Below are 25,281 nucleotides of genomic sequence, written 5' to 3'. Positions count from 1 at the left end.
GTCGGCGGAAGCGCACGGTTCCTGCGTCCGCCGGGGAGAACGGATTCGGATGGGTTCACGGTGATCGAAGGCGGCCTTAACTTCGAGGGGGCCTGGCTCTACGGCCTTCCCTGGTACTATATCCTTCCGCTCGTCACCGCGGCGTTGCTGCTGGCCCTGTCCCGGAGGGTGGCCGCCCGGGTCGCCCGTGCCTATCCGGGGAGGTTGGCCGCCGCTTGGTCGGTCTATCTGCCTCTGGCCGTGGTTTTTTCCCTGGGGATGGCTTCGCTCGACGATCTCAGCACCGGGACGCTTTTCCTGGTGGCTCTGATCTTTTACGGGCTCATGGTCATGAACCCGGTTCTCGATCTTGTCCTCGCGTTCCGCCGCCGCGGTCCGCGCGGGCGCCGCCTCGGTGCCGTTTTCAATATCTGTCTGCTCGCCCTCGCCGCGTATTCCTTTTTCGTCGAGCCCTACCGCATCGAGGTGACGTTCCACCGCCTGGTTCTGCCCGGCGCTCCGGCCCTGCGCCTGGTCCAGATCTCGGATATCCAGGCCGAGCGCTGGACCGGGCGGGAGGAGGCGGCAGTCGAGATCGTATCGGGTCTCTCTCCCGACCTGATCGTCGTCACCGGCGACTATTATACCGGTCTCCTCAGTTACCAGGCCCCCGGCGCCGCCGCCGCCCGGAGGCTGTTGGCTTCTCTGCGGGCCCCGCTGGGAGTCTACGCCGTTTCCGGCAGCAGCAACCCCGCCGCCGAGGATCCGGAGCTGCTTCGAGGTACCGGCGTCGAGTATCTTTCCAACCGGTCGGCGGTCGTGAACCGGGACGGAGGGAAGCTGGTGGTGGCGGGCCTGGATTACGTCGCTCCCGATCTGGACCGCGCGCTCGCGGGGGTCTCTACCGATCTTCCCATCGTCCTTCTGTATCACAGCCCGGCTTTCGGGTTCGACCCCCGGGGAGGGCCTCACGGTTGGACCGAAGCCCTGCCCCGTCTCTTTTCTCCGCCCCCGCCCCCCAATCCCCGGCTTAAGGCCCGGGGCGTCGATCTCCTGCTCACCGGCCACACCCACGGAGGCCAGGTCCGTTTCCCCCTCGTGGGAGCGGTGATGACCGGGACCCGGTTGGGAAGCCGCTTCACCAGGGGTTGGCACGACGTAGGGGGATGCCGCCTCTATATCAACCGGGGGTTGGGGATGGACGGGCGCTTCGCTCCCAAGATACGTTTCCTCTCCCGGCCCGAGATCGCGGTTTTCGACATCAATACCGCCGCGCCCGCCGGGACCGGGGGAGGGGCGGAAACGGAGTTAAAAGCCGTTGCCGGGCGGCCGCCCAACCGTTAGTATGCAGGCGAACCGGGCGGAACCCGAGGAGGTGCCCATGAACGAAGCCGCCTATGACCGCAAGCTGGCGTCGATCATCGATCATACCCTGCTCAAACCGGAGGCGACCAAGGAGGATTTCGACCGTCTGGTCGAGGAGGCGAAGAAATATCATTTCCGCTCGGTCTGCGTCCATTCCAGCAACGTCGAATACGTCGCCAGGCTCCTGGAAGGCTCCGACGTGATCCCCATAGCGGTGGTGGGTTTCCCCCACGGCCAGATGACTCCCGTCGCCAAGGCCTTTGAAGCCCATGACGCCATCGTCAGCCGCGGCGCCCAGGAAATCGATATGGTGATCAATATCAGTTCGCTTAAATCCAAGTACTACGTCATGGTCCTGGAGGACATCAAGCAGGTGGTAGGCGCCTGTGAAGGGAAACCGGTCAAAGTCATTCTCGAAACCGGCTTGTTGACCCGAAACGAAAAAATCTGCGGCTGCTGCCTGGCCAAGGCCGCGGGAGCCAAATTCATCAAGACCTCGACCGGCATGGTCGAGGGAGGGGCGACGGTCGAAGACGTGCGCCTGATCCGGGAGATCGTCGGGGACGAACTCCTGATCAAGGCCAGCGGCGGGGTCAAGACCCGCGAATTCGCCTACGAGCTGATCCGGGCCGGGGCCAACCGGATCGGAACCAGCCGCTCGGTGGAACTGGTCTCGGGGGACGGGGTCGCCCGGGCCGAAGGCTACTGATTGCCGGGAATGAGTCCCCGCCGGTTCCTCCTTCTCATCGCGCTCCTGGCCGCCGCCGCCGGGGTTCTTCGCGTAACCGGACTCGGTTTCGGGTTTCCCTATTTTTTTCACCCCGACGAGGCCACCGCCATCCGCCGCGTGCTCGTCATGCAGCGCGGCGATCTCAACCCCCATTGGTTCAGCATGCCCTCGTTCTATCTTTACCTTCTCTACTTTTCCCGGATCCCGGCGGAGAAGTTTCTGCCCGCCGGGCCCCAGGGACTGCACCTGCTCGGCCGGATCTGGGCGGCGGCGCTGGGGACCCTTACCCTATTTCCGGTTTACGCCGCCGGCCGGCGCCTCTACGGGCGCCGCTGCGGTCTGCTGGCGGCGGTGCTGCTGGCGACTGTGCCGCTGCACGTGCTGCTTTCCCACTACGCCACCGTGGACGTCCCCGCGACGTGTATGGTGGCGTTTTCTCTCTGGGGCGCGGCCGCGATCCTGACCGGCGGGGGGGGAGGGTGGTATCTGGCGGCGGGGGCGGCGGCGGGCCTGGCCGCAGGGACCAAATACAACGCCGGCTTCGTGCTGCTGCCCGTGATCGCCGCCCATTTCCTGGCGCCGCCGGCGCCGGGGCGCCCCCGTCGTCTGGTCTTCGCCCTGGGCGCCGCCGCCGGCGTTTTTCTTCTCTCCACTCCTTTTCTCGTCGGCGATCTTCCGGTGTTCTGGCGCGACCTGGCGGGCCAGTCCGCTTATCTGATCAGCAAGGGCCACGGCCCTATCTTTATCGACACATCTCCCGGCATCGCCTACCAGGTTTTCTACAATTTCTACTACGCGGGCGGGACCGGCTGGTGGCTTCTGGTCGTTGCCGGGGTGACGGCGGCGGCCATCCGCCGGCGGCGTTCCGACCTGGTGTTGCTGGCGTTCGTCGTTCCCTACCTGGTCCTGATATCGATCCCCACCGTCAAATTCATTCGGTTCCTGCTCCCCCTTGTCCCCGCGCTCTGCGTCGCCGCCGGCGGCGTGGCCTCCTCCTTCCCCCGGAACCGTCGCTTCGGCCGGGTTTGGACCGCTGCCGTGCTGGGGGTGGGGGCCTGGATGCTGCTCATCTCCGCCGCCTACGCGCGGATGCTGGCCGGCCCCGATCCCCGCGAGGCCGCTCTCGAATGGATGTTGAAGAACCTCCCCGCCGGAGCCGATATCGGCTTCATCAAGACCGAAACCGGGCTGGTTTACCTGGATGACCCCCCCCTGGAGCCCGGCGACACCCGCTTCCGCCTCCGGCGGTACGATCGCCTGATCCGGGCCCTGGCTCCGGGGGCCCGGCCCCGTTATCTGGTGGTGACGGACTTCGATTACCGGCAGATCCTGCGCCTGGACGAGCTCTACGACGACAAGCGTTGCGCTCTCTGGACCTCGTTTCTGGGCGAAAAAGAGGGTTACCGGCTGCTGCGGCGGTTCCGGGCCACCCCGGCGCTGGGGCCGCTGGTATTCGGGACGGGGTTCCCTCCCCACGACCTCAAATACAACCGGCCCGAGATCTCCGTCTTCATCAGGGAGAAACAATGAAGGGGGGCGAAGCCGACCGCTGCGCGCGGGCCCTGCGCTTGCTGAGCCGGGGAGGGTGGGAAGAAGCGGCGGGGATTTTCCGGGAGATCCTGGCGAGGGACCCGGTCGCGGCCGGCGCCCATGCCGGTCTGGGATTGATTCTTTTCCATCAGGCGGACTGGCGGGGCGCCCGGTTTCATCTGAAGCGCGCTCCCGACGCCGCCTTCCCCCCCGGCGACCGGCGGGCCATGCTCGCCATCGCGGGGCTCCATTCGAGCCGTCTCCGCGGTTCCGCCGGCTTGCCGGCGGCGTTGCTCCGGTCCCGGCGTCTGGCCCGGGCGGCCGACTACGCCGCCGCCGCCGAGCTTCTGGCGCTGCTCGACGCCCGGGAAGCCGCCGCCCGCCGGGACCTGCTCCTGATCCTGGATATCGTCCGGCCCGAGTCGGACCTGGGAGCCTTTATCCGCGGCCGCCTGGAAAAGGGAGCGGGAGCGGGCGGGAGCCGGGAAGGTCAGGGGAGGGCGGCTTCCGGGCGGTCGAGTCGTTCGCGGAAACGGGGGTCGTCGGGAGCGAGCGCGGCCCCTTCTTCCCAAAGAGCCCGGGCTCGTACGGCCCGGCCGGACGCGGCCAGGAGGTCTCCCAGCCAGAGGCGGGGGAGGGGGTCTGCGGGCCGCAACCGCACCGCCCGCTCCAGATAACGGGCCGCCAGGTTGGGATCCCCGCCGGTTTTCAGGATCAACCTCCCGGTTTCCCCCTGGAGCAGGCCGGAATCGGGGAGGGCCGCCGTTCCCCGTTCGACCGCGGCCAGGGCGCCGGGGAGATTCCCCTCCCCCTCCCGGGCCAGAGCCAGGTAGAGGAAAAACAGCTCGTTGCCGCCGTGGCGTACCAAGCCTTCTTCAAGCAGCGCCCCCGCCTTCCCCGGTTCTCCTTCCCGGATCAGGAGCCGGGCCAGTTGCAGCCAGGCCGAGGGGCTGCCCGGGAGGTTGGCGATGATCTCGCGGTACTTCGCTTCCGCCGCCGCCGTATCTCCGGAGACTTCGAAAATGTATCCCAGGGACAGGTGGGCGGATTCGTAGAAGGGGTTGATTCTGACCGCCTCCCGGAAATACGCTTCCGCTTCCCGATAGCGTTTCATTCTCAGCAGGGTCGACCCCAGGTTGAAGTTGGCTTCGGCCCGGTACGGTTCCAGCCGCCGGGCTTCGGTAAATTCCTTCAAAGCCCGTTCCAGATCTCCCTGCTGGGTATACCACGATCCCAGGTGGTTGTGGCCCGCGCCCATGTTCAGGTAAAACCGCGGGGAGGAGATTCCCAGCACCTGCGGGTTGACCACCCAGGTCAGGAAGGCCAGGACGGGAAGAGAAAGCAGGACGGGAACGAACCGGCCGCGCCTGAGGTTCGTCCAGCCCCGCTCGAGGGCGAAGCCGGCGAAGAGAAGAAGAAAAGGAACCAGGGGAAGGCGGTAGCGGGAGTTGATGAAATAGAGCACGGCCGAGAGATAATAGGCGAGAACGAAGGCGTAAAGCAGCCTCCGCTTCCGGCTGCCGGGCAGCGCGACGAACAACCCCAGAAGGCAGAGGGGAGCCACCGCCGAGAATACCAGGAAGGGAAAGGAGAGGATGGGGGCGAACTCCCGGTAGAAGAAGGGGTGGATGACGTCGGCGATCTCCAGGCCGTCCCAGAAGATGAGCGCTTTTTTCCCCATCAGCAGCAGCGCGGCCCCCGGGGAGGAACGGAAAAACGAGAGGCTCTTATCGAACCAGAACGAGGAGACCTCGGAAGGAGTGAGGCGCCGCCCCGTCTCCTTCTCGGCCACCCGGCGGGAATCTTCCTGCAGGGTGGCCCCTCCCGTGCGCAGGATGGGAGGGGGTTCGAACACGCCCCGGGACCCGGGGTTGTTGCCGATGTAGAAATTGATTCCACCGTGCGCTGTGAGGGGGACGAATTCGCCGCCGACCGCGTAGTTTCTCCAGGTGACCGCGCCGAGAACCAGGCCGACGCCGAGAAGGAACGCCCCGGCCGCGGCCGTCTTTCTCCCCCGGCTCTCCGGCCCGGGCCCGAAAGCCGTAAGCAGGGCGGCCGCGGGCAGGAAAAGAAGAACATGGGCGCCGGCGGTGCCCGTTATGCCCCCCACCAACCCGGCGCCCGCCCATCCCCAAAGGTTTCCCCGCGGTTTGAGGGCGCCCAGCAGGAGGAGGAGCAGGGCGGAAAGCGTGACGACCACCGTCGGGGACAGGACCGAGGAATCGTACACCACCAGCCACCCGTAGACGGCCATGATCGCCGCCCCGATCACGCCGGTGACGGCGGAGAAGAACCGTTTTCCCACCAGGAAGATCAGCCAGCAGTTGAGGGTGCCCAGGAGCAGTTGGACGATTTTGGCCGCCTCCAGGTGGGGGCCGAAGACCGTGTAAACGGCTCCCAGAAAATAGGGGTAGAAGGGGAGGGCGAAAAAAACCTCCCTGCCCAGCCAGTCGCCGCCGGCGATGTCCAGGGCCCATTGATGGTAAACCCGGGAATCTTCGACCAGCATTCCGGCGATGGGGCTGGAGTCGAACTGGAGAAAGAACACCAGCCGGAAGAAAAAAGCGGCCAGGATGACGACGCTCAGGCAGAGAGCGCCCGCGCCGGGCCGGGGGATGTTCTGTCTCTTGCCCATCTTGTCGGGTATAATAACGCGAATCGGGCGCCGAACCCACAAAAGGTTCCGGCGCTCGGGCGCCCGGAAGGGAGGAACCATGGACCCGCGCGGCCACATCCTCGAACTGGCGGCCCGGCTTCGTGAGCGGGCGCTCACGATCGCGGTCGCGGAATCCTGCACCGGAGGCATGCTGGGCGCGGCGCTGAGCGCTCTTCCCGGCAGTTCCCGGTATTTTGCGGGCGGAGTGATCGCCTACGAAAACCGGGTCAAATCCGGGTTGCTGGGGGTCCCCGAAGAGATCGTCTCCCGGGAGGGTGCGGTCTCCCGGCCGGTGGCGGAGCTGATGGCCTCGGGAGTGAAAACACTGATGGGAACCGACATCGGCGTTGCGGTCACCGGCATCGCCGGCCCCGGCGGCGGGACGGACCGGAAACCGGTGGGACTGGTGTATATCGCCGTCGCCGGCTCCCGAGTCGAATGCCGCCGCTTTCGGTTCGCCGGTTCCCGGGAGGAGATCAGGGTCCGGGCCGTGGAGGAGGCGCTGGCCCTGGCGGCGACCCCAGGTCTCGGCCCCTCCGCTTTCCGGGTGTTCGTGGCCGCCCCCCTGCCGCCGGATGTGGCCGCTCGATTTTCCGGGTTCTCCCGGCGTTTGGCCGTCTCCGGCGGCGGCGCGCGGCCGGTACCCCCGGAAAACCTGCACATCACGCTCCGCTTTCTGGGCGAAGTCCCCGCCGCCCGGGTGGATGAAATCGACGCGGTCGTCGCCGCCGCCGCCGGGATCGGGTCCTCTTTTTCCGCGGAGTTCGGCCGCTGCGGGTTTTTCCCGTCCCGGGGGCGTCCCCGGGTGGTTTGGGCGGCCCTGGTCCGTGGCGGCGCCGAGTTCGAGGCTCTGGCCTCGGCGTTGGACCGCGGCCTGGCGGAAGCGGGCTTCCCCGCCCGCGACCGGGAGTTTCTGCCGCACCTCACCCTCCTGCGGCCCCGCCCGGGCGCGTCGCCGGCACGGCTTTCCCGGGAACTCGAATCCCTGGAGCCCGAAACTGCTGGCCGCTTCCGGGTCGATCTGATAACTTTTTTCAGAAGCACGATCACGCCCCGGGGGGCGGTGTATCGACCGTTTTCGGAACATGCATTACCGGGGGGGAGCCTCCCCGCGGAAGGAGTTTGACCATGGCGAAAGAAGCCGCCGACGGAAAGATGAAGGCCCTCAACCTCGCTCTGGAGCAGGTTGAAAAACAGTTCGGCAAGGGTACCATCATGCAGCTGGGGAAGAAGGCCGCGGACGTCAAGGTCGAGACGATTTCGACGGGAACGCTGGCCCTGGACTCCGCCTTGGGCATCGGGGGAGTGCCCCGCGGGCGCGTGGTCGAGATCTACGGGGCCGAAGCGTCCGGGAAAACCACGTTGGCGCTCCAGATCGTGGCCAACGCTCAGAAAAACGGGGGGGTGGCCGCCTTCATCGACATCGAGCATGCCGTCGACCCCGCCTACGCGCGGACCATCGGAGTCAACCTCGACGATCTGCTGATCTCCCAGCCGGATTCCGGCGAGGACGCCCTCAATATCGCCGAAACCCTGGTCCGCAGCAACGCCGTGGACGTGATCGTCATCGATTCCGTGGCCGCCCTGGTTCCCCGCGCCGAGATCGAGGGGGAGATCGGGGATACGCACGTGGGGCTCCAGGCGAGGATGATGTCCCAGGCGCTGCGCAAACTGACGGCGGCCATCAGCAAGTCGAAGACCTGCTGTATCTTCATCAACCAGATCAGAATGAAGATCGGGGTCATGTTCGGGAACCCGGAGACCACCCCCGGCGGCCGGGCGCTCAAGTTCTATTCCTCGGTCCGGATCAACATGACGAGGATCGGGTATGTCAAAAACAGCGCCGGGGAGGTCATCGGTTCCAGGACCCGGGCCAAGGTGGTTAAGAACAAGATGGCCCCTCCCTTTCGTACCTCCGAATTCGACATCATGTACGATGAAGGGATATCCCCCTCGGGATCGCTGCTCGACCTGGGGTTGACCACCGGCGTTCTGGAGAAGAAGGGCACGTTCATAAACTTCGGCGATTCCAGCCTGGGGAGGGGCCGGGAACAGGCCCGGACCGTTCTCAGGGAAGATCCGCAACTGGCCGCCAAGATCGAAAAGGAGATCAGGGCCAAGCTTTTCCCTGGTCATGCCTGATCCCGAAGAACAGGAACGCCGAGCGGCCCGGGAATACGCCCTGCGCCTGCTCGACTACCGTGAACGCAGTTCCGGGGAACTGGCGCGGCGGCTTATGGAGAAAGGGTTCGGGGAGGCCGCCGCGCGCTTTGTCCTGGACGGTTTGAGAAAGTCGGGGCTGGTCGACGACGAACGCTTCGCCCGGCTCTGGGTAACTTCCCGCCTGCGGGCACGCCCCCGGTCCCGGCGCTTGATCGGAATTGAGCTTGCGCGCCGGGGCATTTCCCGGGATAGTATCCGGTCCGTTCTCGACGCGCTCATGCCCGAGGACGGGGAGGAGGAACTGGCCCGGTCGCTGGCCGCCGGCCGCGCCCGCTTCTACCGCGGCGACGATCCGCTCCGCCGTCGCCGGAAGCTGGGGGCGTGGCTTGCCCGCCGCGGCTTCGCCCCGGACCTGATCGGCCGGATTTTGGAGGAGATGGGGGAGGAATGAAGGCACAAGAGATCAGAGACGCCTTTCTCGGGTTTTTCCGGGAGAGAGGGCATACCGTCGTTCCCGGAGACGACCTTGTCCCGGCTTCGGACCCGACCCTCCTCTTCACCTCCGCCGGGATGGTCCAGTTCAAGCCGTTGTGGGTGGACGCCCCCCTCTCGTATGCCCGGGCCGCTTCCGTGCAGAAGTGTCTCCGGGTCGGGGGGAAACAGAGCGACCTGGAAAACGTGGGCAAGACCCTGCGGCACCATACTTTCTTCGAGATGCTGGGAAATTTTTCCTTCGGCGATTATTTCAAGCGCGAAGCCGTGGACTGGGCCTGGGAGTTCGTCACCGAAGTCATGGGTTTCGACCGGGAGCGGCTTTGGGTTTCCGTCTTCCAGGACGATCAGGAAGCCTTCGATCTCTGGCGCCGGCGGACCGGCATCGCCGCCCGCAAGATCGTGCGCCTGGGGGAGAAGGATAATTTCTGGGGGCCGGCGGGGAGCGAGGGTCCCTGCGGCCCCTGCTCGGAAATCTACTTCGACCGCGGAGAGTCCTGGGGGTGCGGCCGCGCCGAATGTGCCCCCGGCTGCGACTGCGAACGCTACATCGAATTCTGGAACCTGGTGTTTCCCCAGTACTACCAGAACGGCGACGGGACCCGCTCGGTGCTGCCCCGTCGCGGAATCGACACCGGGATGGGGCTGGAACGCCTGGCTCTCGTCGCGCAGGGAGCGGCGAGCAATTACGGCACCGACCTCTTTATCCCCATCGTCAAGGAGATCTCGAGCCTGGCCGGGCGTCCCTACGGCGAGGAGACGCAGACCCCCTACCACGCCATCGCCGACCATGCCCGGGCGCTGACGTTCACCATCGCCGAAAATATTCTCCCCGCCAACGAAGGCCGGGGTTATATCGTCCGCCGTCTTCTGCGGCGGGCGGCCCGCTTCGGCCGCTCCCTCGGGCTGGAGAAGCCTTTCCTGTATCGATTGGTCCCCTCGGTGGTGGGGGTGATGGAAGAGGCCTATCCCAACCTCCTGGAACGCCGCGAACACGTCGCCCGCATCGTCAAGGCCGAGGAGGAACGGTTCGGCGCCACTCTCAGCCAGGGCCTGGAGATCATCGACGGGCTCGCCGCCGAGCTGGCGGCGGCGGGGCGGGGAGCGGTCCCGGGGGCCGAGGTATTTCGACTTTCGGATACGTACGGGTTCCCCCCCGAACTTACCGAGGAGGTCGCGGCCGAAAAAGGACTGGAGGTCGATTGGGACGGGTTCCGCCGGGCGCTGGAGGAACAGCGCCGCCGGGGCCGGGAAGCCTGGAAAGGGATGGCGGAAGCGGAAGTTCCTCCGGTCTACCGGGCCCTGGCCGAGGAGCTGGAGGCCGTGCCGTTTACCGGCTACGAGCACCTGGCTTCCCGGGGGACGGTCGCGGCCCTGGTGCGAAACGGCGAAAGAGTCGAGAGCGCGGAGGCGGGGGAAGAGGCCGACGTCGTCCTGGATCGGACCCCGTTTTACGCCGAAGCCGGAGGACAGGTCGGCGATACCGGGACGATCGAAACGGCCTCCGGCGAGGCCGAAGTTCTCGGCACCGTCCGTCCCCTGGAAGGCCTGACCGTTCACCGGGTAAGGGTCGGCAAAGGCAGTCTCTCCTGCGGGGAAGCCGCTTCGGCCCTGGTGGATCAGTCCCGCCGCCGCCGCATTCAGGCTCACCACACCGCCACCCACCTGCTCCAACACGCGTTGCGGGAGATCGTGGGCGACCACGTCGCCCAGGCCGGGTCCTTCGTGGGGCCCGACTATTTCCGGTTCGATTTCACTCATTTCGAGGGGCTGACCCCCGTCCAGATCCGGAAACTGGAGGAACGGGTCAACGAAATGGTGACCGACGATTCCGAGGTGCGGATCTGGGAAATGCCCCTGGCCGAGGCCAAAGCCCAGGGGGCGCTGGCATTCTTCGGGGAAAAATACGCCGACCGGGTCCGGATGGTGGACGTGGGCGGCTACAGCCGCGAACTCTGCGGGGGAACGCACGTAGCCCGCACCGGGGAGATCGGTATGTTCCGGCTCCGGGCGGACAGTTCCGTCGCCTCCGGGGTACGGCGGATCGAGGCGGTGTGCGGTCCCAACGCCCGGGCCGACGCCGAGCGCGACCGCGAGGTTCTGGCGTCCGTCTGCGCCTGGTTGAAAACTTCGCCGGAGCAGCTCCTCTCCCGGCTGGAGAAACTCGGCGCCCGGGTCAGGGAACTGGAGAAAGAAAGAGACGATCTCGCCCGCTCCCGGGCCCGCGAAGAATCGGCGTCGCTTCTGGACCGGGCCCGGGAAGTGGCGGGCGTGCGCCTGGTGGCGGCGAACCTGGGATCGGTCGATATGGGGGCACTGCGGGCGGCGGCGGATATGCTGGTTCAGAAGCTGGTATCCGGGATCGCCGTTCTCGGCGCCGCTTCCCGGGACAAAGCCCATCTGGTGGCGGTGGTGACTCCTGATCTGGTAAAGGAAGGCTGGCGGGCCGGCGACATCGTCCGCGAAACCGCCCGTTTGGTCGACGGTTCCGGCGGCGGCCGACCCGACCTGGCCCAGGCCGGGGGAAAATCTCCCGAAAAACTCAACGAGGCCGTGGCCGCCGTCCCGGGAATTGTCGAAACCCTGGGGGAAATCCTGGCGCGGCGGTAGACCCCGGTGACGAAGGGCGATCCGGTCATATCTGTCCTGATGCCGGCCTTCAACGAAGGGCGGCACATCTGCCGCAACCTGGAGGAAACCGTCGCCGCGCTCCGCGCCCTGGGGAAATCCTGGGAGATCGTCGTCGTCGACGACGGCTCGACCGACGAAACCTGGGAAGAAGCCCAGCGCGCCGCCCGGCGGTTTCCGGAGATCAAAGTAGTCGGCTCTTCCGGGAACCGGGGCAAGGGCTGGGCGGTGAGGCGGGGTTTTTCCCGCTGCCGGGGCGAACTGGTTTTCTTCCTCGATTCCGACCTGGATATCCATCCGCGCCAGTTCCGCTCCCTCCTGGATATCCTGGAGAACGACCGGGTCGATATCGTCATCGGGGCCAAGCGCCATCCCGCCTCCACCGTCAACTACCCCCCGGCGCGCCGGGCGATCAGCGCGGGATACTTCTTTTTGGTCAAATTGCTTTTCGGCCTTCCGCTCCGCGATACCCAGACCGGGATCAAGCTTTTCCGGCGCCGGGCCCTGGAGAGCGTTCTGCCCCGGGTGATGGTCAAAAAATACGCCTTCGACCTGGAGCTGCTGGTCGCGGCCCACGTCTGCGGCTTCGCCATCGCCGAAGCTCCGGTGGTGGTGGATCTCAAGGGAAAGTTCGGGAGGGTGGGAGCGCACGCGATCTGGACGATGCTCATCGACACCCTGGCGGTTTTTTACCGGCTGCGGATACTGGGGTATTACGGCCGCACCTTGTTCGTTCCAGCTTCTTACCCCCCCGTTTCGGTGGTCGTCGCCTACCGCCGCCGCAACCCCTACCTGGAAGAGTGCCTGCGTCACCTGGAGAAGCTGAACTACCCCGATTTCGAGGTTATCCTCCTTCCCGACGAACGGGAGAGCTTTCCCGGGCCGTGGCGGGTAATACCCACCGGGCCCGTCTCCCCTCCCCGCAAACGCGACCTCGGCTGGAAAAGCGCCCGGGGGGAGATCGTCGCTTTCATCGACGACGACGCCTTCCCCGACGAAGAGTGGCTCCGCAACGCCGTCCGCCGGTTCGCCGAACCCGGCGTGGCCGCGGTCGGCGGCCCGGGGACCACTCCCGAAAACGATTCCCGGAACCGGAAGGCGGGCGGCCGGGTTCTGGCCAGCCTCCTGGTGGGCGGGGTCCATGCCTTCCGGGTCATCCCCCGAATCCCGCGGGACGTCGACGATTACCCCACCTTCAATCTCCTGGTGAAGAAGACGGTTCTGGAAGAAATCGGGGGTTTCGATTGCCCCTGGTGGCCCGGCGAAGATACGGTTCTCTGTCTGAAAATACGGGAAAGCGGGGGAAGGATCGTCTATGACCCCGACGTCGAGGTCCGGCACCACCGGCGCCCCCTCTTCCGGCCCCACTGGAGGCAGTTCGCCAGCTACGGGCTCCACCGGGGCTATTTCGTCAGAAAGTTCCCGGCCACTTCCCGCCGTCTCAACTATTTCCTCCCTTCGATCTGGCTGTTGTTCCTGGCCGGAGGATGGCTCCCGGCTCTGATCGTTCCCTGGTGGAAGTTCGTCTGGGCGGTTCCGGCGGCCCTTTACCTGGGGGCGGCTTTTCTCAGCGCGGCCCGCTATCTTTTCGATCCCCCGACCGCCGCCATGGTCCTGGCCGGGATCGTCACCACGCACGCGGTATACGGATGGGCTTTCCTCCGGGGGTTGCTGGCTTCCCGGATGCCGGAGGAGGAAGGGTGAAGATCCTGTTTTCATATCCGCCCCTGGACGGGGGGGAAGGGTACGCCACCCTGGGGCAGAACCGCCAGTTCCAGTACTTCGCCGACCCCACCTTCATCTACCCGGTGGTTCCGGCCGTTGCCGCCACCTGGCTGAAAAACCTCGGCCACGACGTACTCTGGCAGGACTGCCTGGCCGAAGGGCTGGGCCGGGAAGAATTTTTCCGCCGCAGCCGGGAATTCGGCCCCGACCTGATCGTCTTCGAAACCAAGACCCCCGTGGTCAAGGAGCATTGGCGGCTCATCGGCGAGATCAAGGCCGCGCCCCGCGCCCCCGGCGAAAAACCGCCGCTGATCGTGCTGATGGGCGATCACGTCACCGCTCTTCCCGAGGAATCGCTGCGTCGCTCGCGGGTCGATTTCGTCGTCACCGGAGGCGATTACGATTTCCAGTTGGTCGGGCTCTGCCGGCACCTCGAGGATCCGTCGCTGCCCCCGCCCGCCGGATGCTGGTACCGCGAGGGGGACGGGATCGCCACCACCGGCGCTTTCCTTCCGGCGGCGGACCTCGACGCCGCGCCGCCGATCGACCGGGACCTGACCCGATGGGAGCTCTACGCCTACCGCAACGGCAATTACCGGCGCACGCCCGGAACCTACCTGATGAGCGGCCGCGACTGCTGGTGGGGTAAATGCACGTTCTGTTCCTGGACCGGGCTCTACCCCTCCTTCCGGGTGAGAACGGTCGGCAATGTCCTGGATGAAATCGGTGATATCTGCCGTCGGCTGCCGGTCCGCGAGATCATGGACGACACCGGCAGCTTCCCCGCCGGCGCCTGGCTGAGGGATTTCTGCCGGGGCGCGGTGGAGCGAGGTTTCGACCGCAGGGTCGGATTCGACTGCAATTTCCGTTTCGGCGCCGCCGGGCCCCGGGAATACCGGTTGATGAAATCCGCCGGTTTCCGCTTTCTCCTCTTCGGCCTGGAATCGGCCAACCAGCACACCCTGGACCGGTTGAACAAGAACCTCAAGGTGGAGACGGTCGTCGAATCGTGCCGGGCGGCCCGCGCCGCCGGGCTCTACCCCCATATCACCATCATGTTCGGATACCCCTGGGAAAGCTATGAAGACGCCCGCCGCACCCTGGAACTGGGAAAATACCTGCTGCGCCGCGGGTATGCCTGGACCATGCAGGCGACCATCGTCATCCCCTATCCGGGAACGGAGCTTTTCCGGGAATGCCGGGAGCGAGGCTGGCTCGCCACCGAGGACTGGGACCGCTACGACATGAAACGCCCGGTGATGAAGGTGCCCTATCCGGAGGAAGAGCTGCTCAAGCTGGTCCGGAGCATGTACACGGTGGCATTCGATCCGGTCTTCGTCGCCCGCAAGCTTCTGGGGATCAGGAGCGTCGACGACCTGAGATTTCTGGGCCGGGCGGGCAGGAAGGTCCTCGGACATCTGACCGATTTCCGGAGCCTCCACCTTCGCCGCGGCCCCGCAAAGAAAGACTGACTTCGGTCCGGCGGTTATGAAAGGACGCGTTCTCAAGCTGTGGGAAGACGATTTCATCCGCCATACCGCGGTTATGGTGGCGGGTCTGCAGCTGGTCAACCTGCTCAACTTTCTCTTCCACTGGGTCATGGTCCGGAAACTGACCTGCGAGGAGTACGGGGCCTTCAACGCCCTGGTCATCCTCAGCTTTTACTTCTGCCAGTTCACCCCCCCGTTCCAACCCGCTCTCACCCGGTTCATCGCCCGGTTCATCGCCCGCCACGAGCCGGGCAAGGCTCGATACGTCTACCGCCGCGGCTTGCTCGACCTCGGGGTCGTTTCCATTGTCCTGGTCGCGCTCTCCGCGGTGTTATCCGCTCCCCTGGCGCGCTGGCAGAACCTGCCCGGGGCGGGGTGGGTGGCGGCGGCCGGGGTCCTGATCGCGGTCAACATCATGATCTCGGCCCCCTTCGCCTTCCTGCAGGGGGCCCAGTTGTTCGGAGCCTTCGCCGCCGTCAACGCCGCCTCGGCCCTGGTCAAGGTAGCGGTCGGTTTCGGGTTGCTGGCCGCGGGTTTCAGGGTGGCGGCGGGAGTGGGAGGGTTCATCGCCACTCCCGCATTCATCCTGGCCGCGGGAACCGTACTCATCGCCCGCCGCTTCCGGCTCCGGCCCGGCGCCTGGGCCCCGGAAAAGACCTCGATGCTTCCCGTCTACCGTTACTATCTTCCCACCGGCCTGGTCCTGGTTTCGTTTACGGTCCTGACCAACATGGACGTAACCCTGGTCAAACGGTTCTTTTCCCCCCTGGAGGCGGGGTACTACTCGGTGGCGCAGATGATCGGCAAGATCATCCTCTTCCTGCCCTGGGCGGTGTCGATGGTGGTTTTCCCCAAGGCGACCACCGCCGCCGTGGAAGCCCGTTCCAGTTTCCCCTACCTGCTCAAGGGGCTGGGGCTCACCGCCCTCTTCTGCGGCGCGGGGGTGGGGGTCTGCCTGGTTTCGCCTTCGCTGGTTCTCTTTCTCCTCACCGGAAAGACCGCCCCCGAAGCGGTGGCGCTGGTCGTGCCGTTCGCCACGGCCATGAGCCTTTACGCGCTGCTGTGGTTGACTGTTTACTATAACCTCTCCATCCACAACACCCGCTTCATCGCCCCCCTGGTCGCGGGCGCGGCGGTTCAGACCGCGATCATCTATTTCCGCCACCCCACGCTCCTCTCCATCCTTCATGTCATGAACGTCATGGGCGGCTGCCTGCTGGCGCTTTCGCTGGTCTTATCACGATCCCGGGCCACCGTCGCCGACCTCGACCGCGAAGTCCTCTGAAGACCGGTACGAAGGCTCCGCCCGGGGGATCTTTGGAAATCCCCAAGGCGGGATTCATGTGCTATCCTCCGGGGATACGGACGGTGAAAAAATTGCTGAAAAGCGAGTTTCTGCGCCACGCGGGAGTGGTGGTGGGCGGGTCCCAGGTCGTCAACGCCCTCAACCTCGCCTACCATCTCCTCGTGGTCCGCCTGCTCGACGTCGAAACCTACGGGGTTCTCAACTCGGTGGTGGCTCTCACCCTGTATTTCGGCCAGCTCACCCTGCCGTTCCAGCCGGTCCTGGCCCGTTTTTTCGCCCGCTGTCGCGAACTGGGGGATCCCGCTCGGATCCTTCGCGGAGTGCGCTCGGTAAGCTTGATGCTGGGAACGGCATCCCTGGCGATTTTTCTTTTCTTCCTCTTCGGAGCCGGTTTTCTGGCCCGGCAGCAGAACCTGAACGATCCCGGATACATGGTGCTGGCCGGCGCGCTGGTCGCGGTGGCCATCTTCGGGGTCGTCCCCCAGGCGTTTCTCCAGGGGAGCCAGATGTTTTCGGCCCTGGCCGGGCTGACCGTGGCCGCCGCCGCCGGGAAATTGCTGGTGGGGGCCGGGAGCATCGCCCTGGGCGCGGGCGCGGCCGGGGGGATGGCCGGTTATATTTCGGGCCCTCTGCTGCTGGCCGGGGCCGGTTACTGGCTGATCGCCCGATGGGGGCGCCGGGAGGGAGTCGCCGCCAAGGATTCTCCGCCGGTACCCCTGGCTCCGATCTGCCGCCATTACCTGCCGACCGCTCTTTTCCTGGTCTCTTTCGCGCTCCTGACCAACTTCGACGTCAACCTGGTCAAGAAATTCTTTTCGCCCGAAGAAGCCGGGTACTATTCGGTCGCGCAGATGGTGGGGAAAATCGTCTTCTATCTTCCCGGAGGCATCGCCGTGGTCGTCTTCCCCAAGGCCGCCGCCGCCCAGGCCGGGAAACGGGCCAGCCGCCACCTCTTGGTGAAGGGTCTGGGGACGGCGGGCGCCCTGGGCCTGATCGGGGTCGCCGCCGCCGCCGCCGCTCCCCGTTTTCTTCTGAGACTGCTTACGGGCAAGGACAACCCGGCCAGCGTCGAGCTGGTTTTCGCCTTCGCCCTGGCCATGTTCTTTTATTCCCTGGCCTGGACCGCCGGGTTCTATAACCTTTCCCTGCACCGGATGCGGTTCGTTCCCGCGATATTTCTTCTGGCCGTCCTTCAGGCCGCGGCCATAGCGCTGCACCACCCCGGGCTTCCGTCCGTGGTTTCGATCCTGGCCGTCGGCGGTTTTTTGACCATGCTTGTCTGCGTCGGATTCGCCTGGGGAGAGGAACGGGAGACGAGCGTGTGAGCCCGGCGGCGACGGTTCTGATCACGACTCGCAACGAGGAGAAGAACATCGGCCCCTGCCTGGCCTCCGTCCGGGCCCAGGGGCTGTCGCCCGGAGAACTGGAAATTCTGGTGGTCGACAACTCCTCGAACGATCGGACGGCGGAGATCGCGCGCTCCGGAGGAGCCCGGGTGCTGGAGCGGGGTCCCGAACGCTCGGCCCAGCGCAACCTGGGGCTGGCGGAGGCCCGGGGGGAGTTCGTGCTGATCCTCGACGCCGACATGCGCCTGGGCGCCGGCGTGATCGCGGAGGGCCTGAGCCGGTTCGAGCACGACGGCGCGGCCGCCCTCTATGTTCCGGAAAAGGTGGTCGGAAGCGGGTGGTGGGCAAGGGTGCGGAATTTCGAGCGGGGGTTTTACGACGGTACCGTCGTCGACGCCGTCCGCTTCGTCCGCCGGGCGGCGGCCCTGGCCGCGGGGGGGTTCGACGAGTCCCTCAACGGCCCCGAGGACTGGGACTTCGATCGGAGAATGCGCGCCGCCGGTCCGGTCGGTATCACCTCCGCCGTCCTCTACCATGACGAGGGGAATTTCGGAGTGAGGCGTTACCTGGCGAAAAAGCGTTATTACGCCCGGGGCTTCGACGCCTATATCGCCAAATGGGGTCGGGGGGATCCGGAGATCCGCAGGCAGTTCGGGCCGTATTACCGGTATTGCGGGGTTTTTTTCGAGAACGGCAAGTGGCGGCGCCTCGCCGCCCACCCCGGGCTGGCGGCGGGGATGTACTGCCTGCGGTTCGCCGTGGGTTTATCCTGCCTGGGGCGGATACTGCGGGGGGGGAGAGGGCGATGAGCCGTGCCCGGGAGCGCTGCGACTTTCTTTTCGTCGCCCACCGCCTGGGTGAGGTGGGGCGTCCCAAGCAGGGGGGGGTCGACCGGATCATCGAATACGTCGTCCGCAAAGGCCGTTCGGCGGCGCTGATCGAAAATCCCCTGGGGGGCAGGGGGCCCGCCGTCCTGAGCCTGGCGGCCGGAGAAGGCTGGAGGGAACTGGGCCGTACCCGGGTCCCTTTCTCCGGACCCGTCCGCTGGCTGGCGGAGATGCTGGCCACGCCCAATCTGGCCAACCGGCATCTGCAGGGCGATTTCACCGTCGTCTGCGCCGATCCCCTCAATTTCGCCGCGGTCGTCCCCTTGCTGCGGCCGGGGCGCCCCGGTATCTTTCTCGCGGTCGACTATTCCCCGCGCCGTTTCCCCGGCCGGATACTCAACGCCGCCTACCGGAAATTCTTTTTCCGGGCGGTACGGCGCGCCGCCGGGGTGTGGGCCGCTTCGGAACCGGTGGCCGAACTCTGCCGCGCGGCCGGGGGGGGAGGGAAGGTGGCGTGGCTGCCCAACTCCCCCTTTTACGACGAGATTCCCAGGATTCCGCCCGCGGAGAGAGACCCGGGGGAACTGGTTCTGATCGGGCACCTCTCCGCTTCACTCGACCGGGATATTGTTTCGGGAGCCCTACGCATCCTCGGCTCCCGCGGCATCCCCGCCCGTCTGACCGTCATCGGCTCGGGGGCGAGGAGCTTCGCTTTCCCTTCGGAGGGGCCGGTCAGGAACCTGGGGATGCTCCCGCGGTCCGAGGCCCTGGCGGCAATGGCCGGGGGAGGGCTGGGGCTGGCATTTTACGGGGGCGACCCCGACCTCGACCGCTACCGGGATTCCATCAAGATCCGCGAATACGCGGCCGCGGGCCTGCCCGTGCTCTGCGACGGCGCCACTCCGACCGCCCGGGAGGGAGCCGAGCGGGGAGCCTGTTGGATCGTTGCCGACTCCGCGGAACTGGCCGCCGCCGTGGAACGGTTGTGCGCCGACCGCGCTCTCTACGCCGAAGTCGCCGGGAAAGCCCTCGCCTGGGCCCGGGAGATGGATAAGGGCCGGATACTGGAGAAACTGTTGCCGTTGGAGGGAGACGGGCCGTGTGCGGCATAGCCGGGATAGTGGGCGCCGAGCCGGACGCCCGGGCTCCGGAGCTGGTGCGGCGGATGCTGGGGGCGCTCGGGCACCGCGGTCCGGACGATCGCGGGGTATGGAGCGATCCCGCCGGGACGGCGGTCCTGGGAACCTGCCGGCTCAGCATCCTCGACCTGTCCCCGGCCGGCCATCAGCCGATGGCGACGCCGGACGGGTCCCTGGTCGTGGCCTACAACGGCGAGGTCTACAACTACCGCGAACTGCGGGCGGAACTGGAGGCGTCCGGCGTTGAGTTCGTATCCGGCACCGACACCGAGGTGGTGCTGAAGGCCTGGGAGCGTTGGGGCGAAGCGGCGCTGGAGCGCTTCAACGGCATGTTCGCTTTTTTCGTCCTCGACCGCTCTTCCGGCCGCGGGTACCTGGTGCGGGACCGTTTCGGGATCAAGCCCTGCTTGTATCATCTCGCTTCCGGACGCCTGTACTTTGCCTCCGAAGCCAAGGCGTTCTACCGTCTCCCCGGCGAGGTCTGGGAGCCCCGGGAGGACCCGGAGGCGCTGGCGTCCCTGCTCGCCTTTCAGTTCCTGGACAGTCCGGGGGGGACGGTTCTGGAAAATCTTTCCCGCCTCCCCCCGGGGCATTTTCTCGAATACGACCCGTCCGCCGGAACGTGCCGGCTGCGCCGGTATTACCGGTTGGAGTCCGAGCCCCGGGCGCCCGGGGACCGACCTTCAGCGCTCGCGGCCGGGCGGGAGTTGCTGGAATCGTCGGTAAACCTGCGGCTGCGCTCCGACGTCCCCGTGGGCATCCTCCTCTCGGGGGGGCTCGACTCCTCCTTGGTGGCCGCTCTGGCCGCCCGGGGGCATCCGGGAAAAATCAAAACCTTCACCGCCGGCTTCCTTCACCGCCTCGACGAGCGCCCCTATGCCCGCGCGGTCGCGGAAACGATCGGTTCGGAGCACCACGAAGTGGTGCTCGACCCCGGGGAACTCTGCCGCCGGATCGAGGAAGTCATTCCGGCGTTCGACGCCCTCACCAGCCTGGACGCCGGGATTTTCACCATCTGGTTCATCCTGGAAAAGCTCAAGGAGCACCGGGTCAAGGTGATGCTGGTGGGGGAGGGGGCCGACGAGGTTTTCGGCGGCTACTCCTGGTTCCGGCTTTCCCGGCCGCCGTTCTCCATCCTGCCGTTGCCGCTGCGTTCCCGGCTCCACCACTACGCCGTCTCCCGCATGTTCCGGGGCGCGGCCGCCAGCGCGGGGAGGATGAGGGCGAAGATCGAGGCCTACCGCGATCCCGACATCTTCCGGCAGATTTCGCGCTGGGAGATCGAGGAACAGCTTCCCAGCAACTACCTGATGAAGGTGGATCACGCCACCATGGCGCATTCGGTCGAGGCCCGCGTCCCCTACCTCGACCACCGGCTGGTCGAGTTCGCCTTCGGACTGCCGCCCTCCTGGAAGATGAGCCCGGGGAGCGGTGGGGAGAAGGCCTTTCTCCGCGCCCTGGCCGAGGGACTTCTCCCCCCCCGGATCGCCTCCCGCCCCAAACTGGGATTTCCCCTCTCCATGGCGGAGGTGCTCAAAAGCAACCGCCGGAAGGTGCTCGACTATCTGCTGGCGCCGGACAGTTTCGCCCGGGAACATTACTCCCGGGAAAGGATCGAAGCCCTGGCCGATTTCCGCCCCCGCCGCTACTCCCCCCTGGAGAAGGAGAAGGAGTTTCTCCTCTGGAAACTCTTTTTGATCGAAGCCTGGCGCCGATGGCTGCTCGGCTTCCGCCGGGAAGCTTCGAACCGCGATGTCTAGAACGGACGTCAACGTGGTTCTCTTCGCCACCTACACGGTGAAGAAGGGGGGGGTGCGCCTGCGGACCTCGGGTCCGGTGCAGCCGTTCATCGATTTCTTCGTCCCGCGGTTTCCCGAGGTCCACATCCTGGAGCAGCCCCTCCCCGAATCCGAAGATCTTCTCCCCACCCTGGAAACCTATCGGAACGGGACCCTGGCGGAGCGGAGGACCCTGCCGCGGTGGCTGCGGCCCTGGTGGCATGTCTCCCGGCGACGCCAGGCCCGGAGCGGCACCATCCTCCGGCTTAAATTCCGGGACATCCTCTCGTTGCTCTGGGCGTCTTCGACGGCCTCCGGGCGCCCGATCGACCTTCTGGTGGGGATGGAATCGGTCAACGCCGCCCTCGGGGTCTGGCTCCGGCGGGCGGGGCGCGCCCGGAAGGTCGTCTACTACCTCTTCGATTTCACCCCCCGGCGCTATGGCGCCCCCCTGATGAATCGGGCATACCTGGCGCTGGACCGGTGGTGCTGCCGACGCTGCGACCTGGTCTGGAACATCTCCGAAGCTTACGCCCGGGCCCGCATCGACGAACTCGGTTACGATCCCCGCCTTCTCGCCCCCCAGGTCACGGTCAACTACGGCGTGGACGTGGAAAAGATCGACCTTCCCGCCGAAGACGAGATCGATCCCGACCGTCTGGTTTTCGCCGGCACCGTCAACTTCGAAAACGGGATCGAAATTCTTATGCAGGCCTTCCCCCTTATCCGCCGCCGGGCGCCGGCCGCGGTTCTGTGGATACTGGGCGGGGGGAGGCAACTGGAGCGGGTGAGGGAATGGGCCCGCGACCCGGAACTGGCCGGGTCGGTGCGGGTGTTGGGGATGGTCTCCGACCCGGCGGAGCTGACGGGGATATTGGCCCGCAGCGCCGTGGCCCTGGCCCCCTACCCGGACTACCCCCAGTCGACCAAGCGCTACGGCGACGTGATGAAGATCCGCGATTACCTGGCCTGCGGCCTTCCCGTGGTCACGACCGCGGTTCCTCCCGTCGCCCGCGCGATCGCGGAAGAACCGGCGGGTGCGGTGAGCCGCGCCGACCCCGGGGATTTCGCGGCGGCGGCGCTTTCCCTCCTCGATGATCCGCCGCTCCGGCGCCGTTGCCGGGAAAACGCCCTCAGGCTGGCCCGGGCAAACACCTGGGCGCGTAATTTCTCCCGGGGGCTCGCTCCCCTCGGCCTCGATTCCCTTGCCTGAACAGGGTCAGGTCCGGCCGCCGCCGGCCAGCTCGGCGTAGAGATCGACGATCTGCCCCACCACCACCGCCGCCGAATACGTTTCCAGGGCCCGGCGGCGTCCGGGTTTCCCGAAAACCTCGCGGGCGTCCGGCGCCAGCAGGCGTTCCAGCGCCGCCGCCGTCCGCGCCGGAGAAAGGACGTCCGCGGCCAGTCCGCCGCCGCCGATGATGGAAACGGTCGGGTGAACCCGGTTGCCCAGTACCGGGACCCCGCTGGCCATGGCTTCGATGAAGGCTATCCCGAAAGGCTCGAAGGGGCTGCAGAGGGCGAAGGCATCGGCGGCGCGGTAGACTTCGGGCATGAGCCGGTGGGGAAGGTTCGCGCGCACGTGCAGCGCCCCGCCCAGCCGGGTGCGGGCCCGGGCGACGATAGCGGCGGACTCGCTCTGTTCCTGCCCCACCAGCAGCAGCTCCGCGGGTACGCCCGCGTCCCGGCGCAGCCGTTCCATTCCCCGGGTGAGGAGGTCGATCCCCTTCATCCCCGTGATCGCTCCCACCGAGACGACCAGGGGGCCGGGAACGTCGATCTCCAGAGCGCGCCGCGCGGCGCCGGGGTCTCCGGGGCGGAACACATCGGTGTCCACGAAGTTGGGGACGACGTGGGCCCGGCCGCGGTCCCGCAGCCGGGCCCCGGGCCCCGTCAGATAGCTCTCGTCGAGGAACTGGACGTGGCCGACCCGGTTGGCGTACCAGCCCCATACCGGGCCGGGCCCCTGGTAGGAAAGGAGGGTTGCTCCCTTCCAGTACCCGGCTTTCCGGAAGTACACCGCCAGGGCGGCCAGGAAGGGGTCGGCGGTATGGAGGATATCGAATTCCTTGAGGCGCCCCAACAGGGCGGGGGCGAAGCTGAGCCGTTCGGCGTACATCCTCGCCGTCCAGGGGATGGGGGACGAGACCCCTCCCCAGATCCGGGCGTCCCGGCGCAGGCAGGGGAGTACCCGCTCCCCCCCGGCTTCCGTTCCTCCCCCCTTGAAGAGCACGGCCCGGCAACGTCCGCTCAGGCGGCGGTGGAGCGATTCGATCCAGATTTCGATGCCCCGGCGTATGTGCCCCGCTCCGCTGGCGGCGAGGGCGATGTTCAGCATCGGGTCTCTCCGGTTTCCGTCCGGGGAGAAAAGGCCCGTCGTCCCAGTCGTCCGAGCGTTTTCAGATAGTGAGGGTTAAAGAGGTTGGCCAGGTAGTAGAGGAAGACTCCCCGATGAATCGCCCGGATGGAGTGGGGGTTGTTCGCCGATTTGATCAACCCCAGGCAAGCCAGCAGCAAAGCGGCGACGCAACAGAAGCGGATGCCCTCGAAGCGGTCTTCGATGGGAAAAATCCGCTGCATCTCTTCTCCCAGGTCGGCGATCGTCTTGGTTCCGTCGCAGCGCCGGTAAAACCAGCGCAACCGTTTCCAGTGCCCGGCCAGGTTCCGCCGCAGCCGGCTCGGAGGCTGTTCCAGATCGAAGACTTCGTAACGTATCCTGAACATGGCCGCCAAGCAGATCGCGGCGCCGGACCAGGGCAGGATGCGCCGGGTGCGCACCGGCACGTCCCGGAGGAGGGAAAAGGGGGCGAAGTTCACGGTATCGTGGTGGTGGTCGTTCCAGTCCCGGGCCAGAACCATTCCTTCCCGGGGCGCTTCCCGGAAAAAGCGGGTGCCGGGGTAGGTGGTGGCGAACTGCCCCAAGTAAAGGGCGGGGAAGCGGGACCCGTTGAAGTATCTGTCCATCGTCCGGTTTTGGACCCAGAAACTGGTCAGGTCCTCTCCCGGCGAGAAAGCCATCAGGGTGTACAGGGCATGGAGTCCGGCCTGGCGCTGAAGCCGCAGAGCCTCCTCGATCTCCACCAGGGTCTGGCCCTTGTCCATCGCTTCCAGGGCTTTCTCGCTGGTGCTCTCGATGCCGATTTCCAAACCCAGGCATCCCGCCCGGCGCATGAGGGGGAGAATTTCCCGGTGTTTGATGATGGTCTCCGCCCGGGTCAGGGCCACCCAGTTGGTCTTGAGCCCGGAATCCAGCAGTTCCCGGCAGAAATGCTCCATCCACGTTCCCCCCAGCATGGAGTTGTCGTCCCAGAAATGGAAGCTGGAGATTCCGTACTCTTCGATACAGCGGCGCATTTCGGCGATGACGCCGGCGGGGCTGCGCCAGCGGACCTTTCTTCGCCACATGGCGGGGGAGCAGCAATAGGCGCAGTCGAACGGGCAGCCCCGGGAGGGGTACAGCGGAAAACGCGGCCCCCCCACCACATGCATGATATTTTCGCCCACCTGCCGGAAATAAGGTTCCAGATCCAGAAGATCGTAGGCGGGGAAGGGGGTGTCGTCGAGATTTTCCAGAAGAGGCCGCGTTTCGGTGAGGCGCACTGACCCGTTTTCACGATAAGCGATACCCCGGACCCGGCGAGGGTCGCCTTCCCCTCCCAGTGCCCGGAGGAGTTCGGCAAGAGTGATTTCCCCCTCGCCGAGCACGACGTAGTCGGCATGGGGCAGGGCGTCCTCCGGAACCAGGCTGGCATGGACGCCGCCGTGGACGATCGGGGTGTTCGGGCGCAGGCGTTTAAGCCGATCGGAAACGGCGTAAGCCTGCATGGCGAAAGCGGTCCAGTACGATAAGAGGTAGGCATCCCAGTCTTTCCGGGTCGCTTCCCGGACGATCTCTTCGACCCCGAGATTGCGGGCATGACCTTCGATCACGCCGATTTCGATATTCGCGGGCCCGAACTCCCGGCGCAGCCAGGCGCTCAACGCCGCGATTCCGGAAGGGAGAACGATTCCGGCATGCGATATATAGTTAAGGTTGCGGGTTGAAGGCGGATGTATGAAAAGGACTCTCATGCTCTTGGGCGAAAGCATAGCATAACGGACGGAAGCGGAAAACTTTTCCGGGAGCG

The 25,281-nt window shown here is 66.3% G+C and carries 18 protein-coding genes; 15 read left to right on the top strand and 3 right to left on the bottom strand.

Features of this window, described 5'->3' with window-relative positions:
• Positions 1-60: 60 nt before the first annotated feature.
• The 3 genes from PLZ73_01530 to PLZ73_01520 are packed head-to-tail and all read left to right on the top strand — an operon-like array spanning position 61 to position 3,604.
• Entirely contained in the window at positions 61-1,323 is a 1,263-nt protein-coding gene (locus tag PLZ73_01530; protein HOO76550.1) for a hypothetical protein, read from the top strand.
• Between the two features lie 37 nt (positions 1,324-1,360).
• Positions 1,361-2,053 (top strand): deoxyribose-phosphate aldolase, encoded by a 693-nt coding sequence (gene deoC, locus PLZ73_01525; protein HOO76549.1) that lies wholly within the window; start codon positions 1,361-1,363, stop codon positions 2,051-2,053.
• Positions 2,054-2,062: 9 nt separating this feature from the next.
• Positions 2,063-3,604: a glycosyltransferase family 39 protein gene (locus PLZ73_01520; protein ID HOO76548.1), complete on the top strand. Its 1,542-nt coding sequence runs from the start codon at positions 2,063-2,065 to the stop codon at positions 3,602-3,604.
• A 490-nt stretch (positions 3,605-4,094) separates the two neighbouring features.
• Here PLZ73_01520 and PLZ73_01515 read toward each other — a convergent pair whose 3' ends face one another.
• Positions 4,095-6,239, bottom strand: coding sequence for a tetratricopeptide repeat protein (locus PLZ73_01515; protein ID HOO76547.1), 2,145 nt, complete (start codon positions 6,237-6,239; stop codon positions 4,095-4,097).
• Between the two features lie 79 nt (positions 6,240-6,318).
• Here PLZ73_01515 and thpR point away from each other — a divergent pair, with 79 nt between their 5' ends.
• The 12 genes from thpR to PLZ73_01455 all read left to right on the top strand — a co-directional run bounded on the left by thpR (position 6,319) and on the right by PLZ73_01455 (position 22,367).
• A complete protein-coding gene (gene thpR, locus PLZ73_01510; GenBank protein HOO76546.1) occupies positions 6,319-7,386 on the top strand; it encodes an RNA 2',3'-cyclic phosphodiesterase in 1,068 nt (355 codons plus the stop codon).
• A gap of 2 nt (positions 7,387-7,388) precedes the next feature.
• Complete coding sequence (recA, locus tag PLZ73_01505; protein ID HOO76545.1) at positions 7,389-8,402, top strand: recombinase RecA; 1,014 nt, start codon at positions 7,389-7,391, stop codon at positions 8,400-8,402.
• The gene (locus PLZ73_01500) at positions 8,395-8,874 is read left to right on the top strand and encodes a regulatory protein RecX (protein HOO76544.1); all 480 of its coding nucleotides are present in this window, start codon (positions 8,395-8,397) and stop codon (positions 8,872-8,874) included. The genes recA and PLZ73_01500 overlap by 8 nt, the downstream gene beginning before the upstream one ends.
• Positions 8,871-11,525 carry an alanine--tRNA ligase gene (alaS, locus tag PLZ73_01495; protein ID HOO76543.1) on the top strand — a complete coding sequence of 885 codons (2,655 nt, stop codon included), beginning with the start codon at positions 8,871-8,873 and terminating at the stop codon, positions 11,523-11,525. Before PLZ73_01500 ends, alaS begins: the two co-directional genes overlap by 4 nt.
• 6 nt (positions 11,526-11,531) lie before the next feature.
• Positions 11,532-13,247 (top strand): glycosyltransferase, encoded by a 1,716-nt coding sequence (locus PLZ73_01490; protein ID HOO76542.1) that lies wholly within the window; start codon positions 11,532-11,534, stop codon positions 13,245-13,247.
• Positions 13,244-14,740, top strand: coding sequence for a radical SAM protein (locus tag PLZ73_01485; GenBank protein ID HOO76541.1), 1,497 nt, complete (start codon positions 13,244-13,246; stop codon positions 14,738-14,740). The genes PLZ73_01490 and PLZ73_01485 overlap by 4 nt, the downstream gene beginning before the upstream one ends.
• Before the next feature lie 16 nt (positions 14,741-14,756).
• A complete protein-coding gene (locus PLZ73_01480; protein HOO76540.1) occupies positions 14,757-16,043 on the top strand; it encodes an oligosaccharide flippase family protein in 1,287 nt (428 codons plus the stop codon).
• Positions 16,044-16,126: 83 nt separating this feature from the next.
• Positions 16,127-17,389 carry a hypothetical protein gene (locus PLZ73_01475; GenBank protein HOO76539.1) on the top strand — a complete coding sequence of 421 codons (1,263 nt, stop codon included), beginning with the start codon at positions 16,127-16,129 and terminating at the stop codon, positions 17,387-17,389.
• Positions 17,386-18,219 carry a glycosyltransferase gene (locus PLZ73_01470; protein ID HOO76538.1) on the top strand — a complete coding sequence of 278 codons (834 nt, stop codon included), beginning with the start codon at positions 17,386-17,388 and terminating at the stop codon, positions 18,217-18,219. The genes PLZ73_01475 and PLZ73_01470 overlap by 4 nt, the downstream gene beginning before the upstream one ends.
• The gene (locus PLZ73_01465; protein ID HOO76537.1) at positions 18,216-19,349 is read left to right on the top strand and encodes a glycosyltransferase; all 1,134 of its coding nucleotides are present in this window, start codon (positions 18,216-18,218) and stop codon (positions 19,347-19,349) included. The genes PLZ73_01470 and PLZ73_01465 overlap by 4 nt, the downstream gene beginning before the upstream one ends.
• Entirely contained in the window at positions 19,337-21,136 is a 1,800-nt protein-coding gene (gene asnB / locus PLZ73_01460) for an asparagine synthase (glutamine-hydrolyzing) (GenBank protein HOO76536.1), read from the top strand. The genes PLZ73_01465 and asnB overlap by 13 nt, the downstream gene beginning before the upstream one ends.
• Positions 21,129-22,367, top strand: a complete 1,239-nt coding sequence (locus PLZ73_01455; GenBank protein HOO76535.1) for a glycosyltransferase — start codon at positions 21,129-21,131, stop codon at positions 22,365-22,367. Before asnB ends, PLZ73_01455 begins: the two co-directional genes overlap by 8 nt.
• Positions 22,368-22,373: 6 nt before the next feature.
• On the opposite strand, the gene PLZ73_01450 is transcribed toward PLZ73_01455, so the two are convergent.
• Positions 22,374-23,492 (bottom strand): glycosyltransferase family 4 protein, encoded by a 1,119-nt coding sequence (locus PLZ73_01450; GenBank protein HOO76534.1) that lies wholly within the window; start codon positions 23,490-23,492, stop codon positions 22,374-22,376.
• Positions 23,486-25,225: a radical SAM protein gene (locus tag PLZ73_01445; GenBank protein HOO76533.1), complete on the bottom strand. Its 1,740-nt coding sequence runs from the start codon at positions 25,223-25,225 to the stop codon at positions 23,486-23,488. The genes PLZ73_01450 and PLZ73_01445 overlap by 7 nt, the downstream gene beginning before the upstream one ends.
• Between the last annotated feature and the right edge of the window lie 56 nt (positions 25,226-25,281).

The sequence above is a fragment of the bacterium genome (assembly GCA_035380285.1).
GTDB lineage: Bacteria > Auribacterota > Erginobacteria > Erginobacterales > DAOSXE01 > DAOSXE01.
The sequence above is the reverse complement of the archived record's forward strand: the minus strand, read 5'-3'. Positions and strand labels throughout refer to the sequence as shown.

Excerpts from the sequence above, each read along its gene's own strand:
- alaS (HOO76543.1), top strand. The coding sequence starts at position 8,871 with ATGAAGGCACAAGAGATCAGAGACGCCTTTCTCGGGTTTTTCCGGGAG.
- PLZ73_01445 (HOO76533.1), bottom strand. The coding sequence starts at position 25,225 with ATGAGAGTCCTTTTCATACATCCGCCTTCAACCCGCAACCTTAACTAT.
- recA (HOO76545.1), top strand. The coding sequence starts at position 7,389 with ATGGCGAAAGAAGCCGCCGACGGAAAGATGAAGGCCCTCAACCTCGCT.
- thpR (HOO76546.1), top strand. The coding sequence starts at position 6,319 with ATGGACCCGCGCGGCCACATCCTCGAACTGGCGGCCCGGCTTCGTGAG.
- PLZ73_01455 (HOO76535.1), top strand. The coding sequence starts at position 21,129 with ATGTCTAGAACGGACGTCAACGTGGTTCTCTTCGCCACCTACACGGTG.
- PLZ73_01480 (HOO76540.1), top strand. The coding sequence starts at position 14,757 with ATGAAAGGACGCGTTCTCAAGCTGTGGGAAGACGATTTCATCCGCCAT.
- deoC (HOO76549.1), top strand. The coding sequence starts at position 1,361 with ATGAACGAAGCCGCCTATGACCGCAAGCTGGCGTCGATCATCGATCAT.
- PLZ73_01520 (HOO76548.1), top strand. The coding sequence starts at position 2,063 with ATGAGTCCCCGCCGGTTCCTCCTTCTCATCGCGCTCCTGGCCGCCGCC.
- PLZ73_01500 (HOO76544.1), top strand. The coding sequence starts at position 8,395 with ATGCCTGATCCCGAAGAACAGGAACGCCGAGCGGCCCGGGAATACGCC.
- PLZ73_01450 (HOO76534.1), bottom strand. The coding sequence starts at position 23,492 with ATGCTGAACATCGCCCTCGCCGCCAGCGGAGCGGGGCACATACGCCGG.
- PLZ73_01515 (HOO76547.1), bottom strand. The coding sequence starts at position 6,239 with ATGGGCAAGAGACAGAACATCCCCCGGCCCGGCGCGGGCGCTCTCTGC.
- PLZ73_01465 (HOO76537.1), top strand. The coding sequence starts at position 18,216 with ATGAGCCGTGCCCGGGAGCGCTGCGACTTTCTTTTCGTCGCCCACCGC.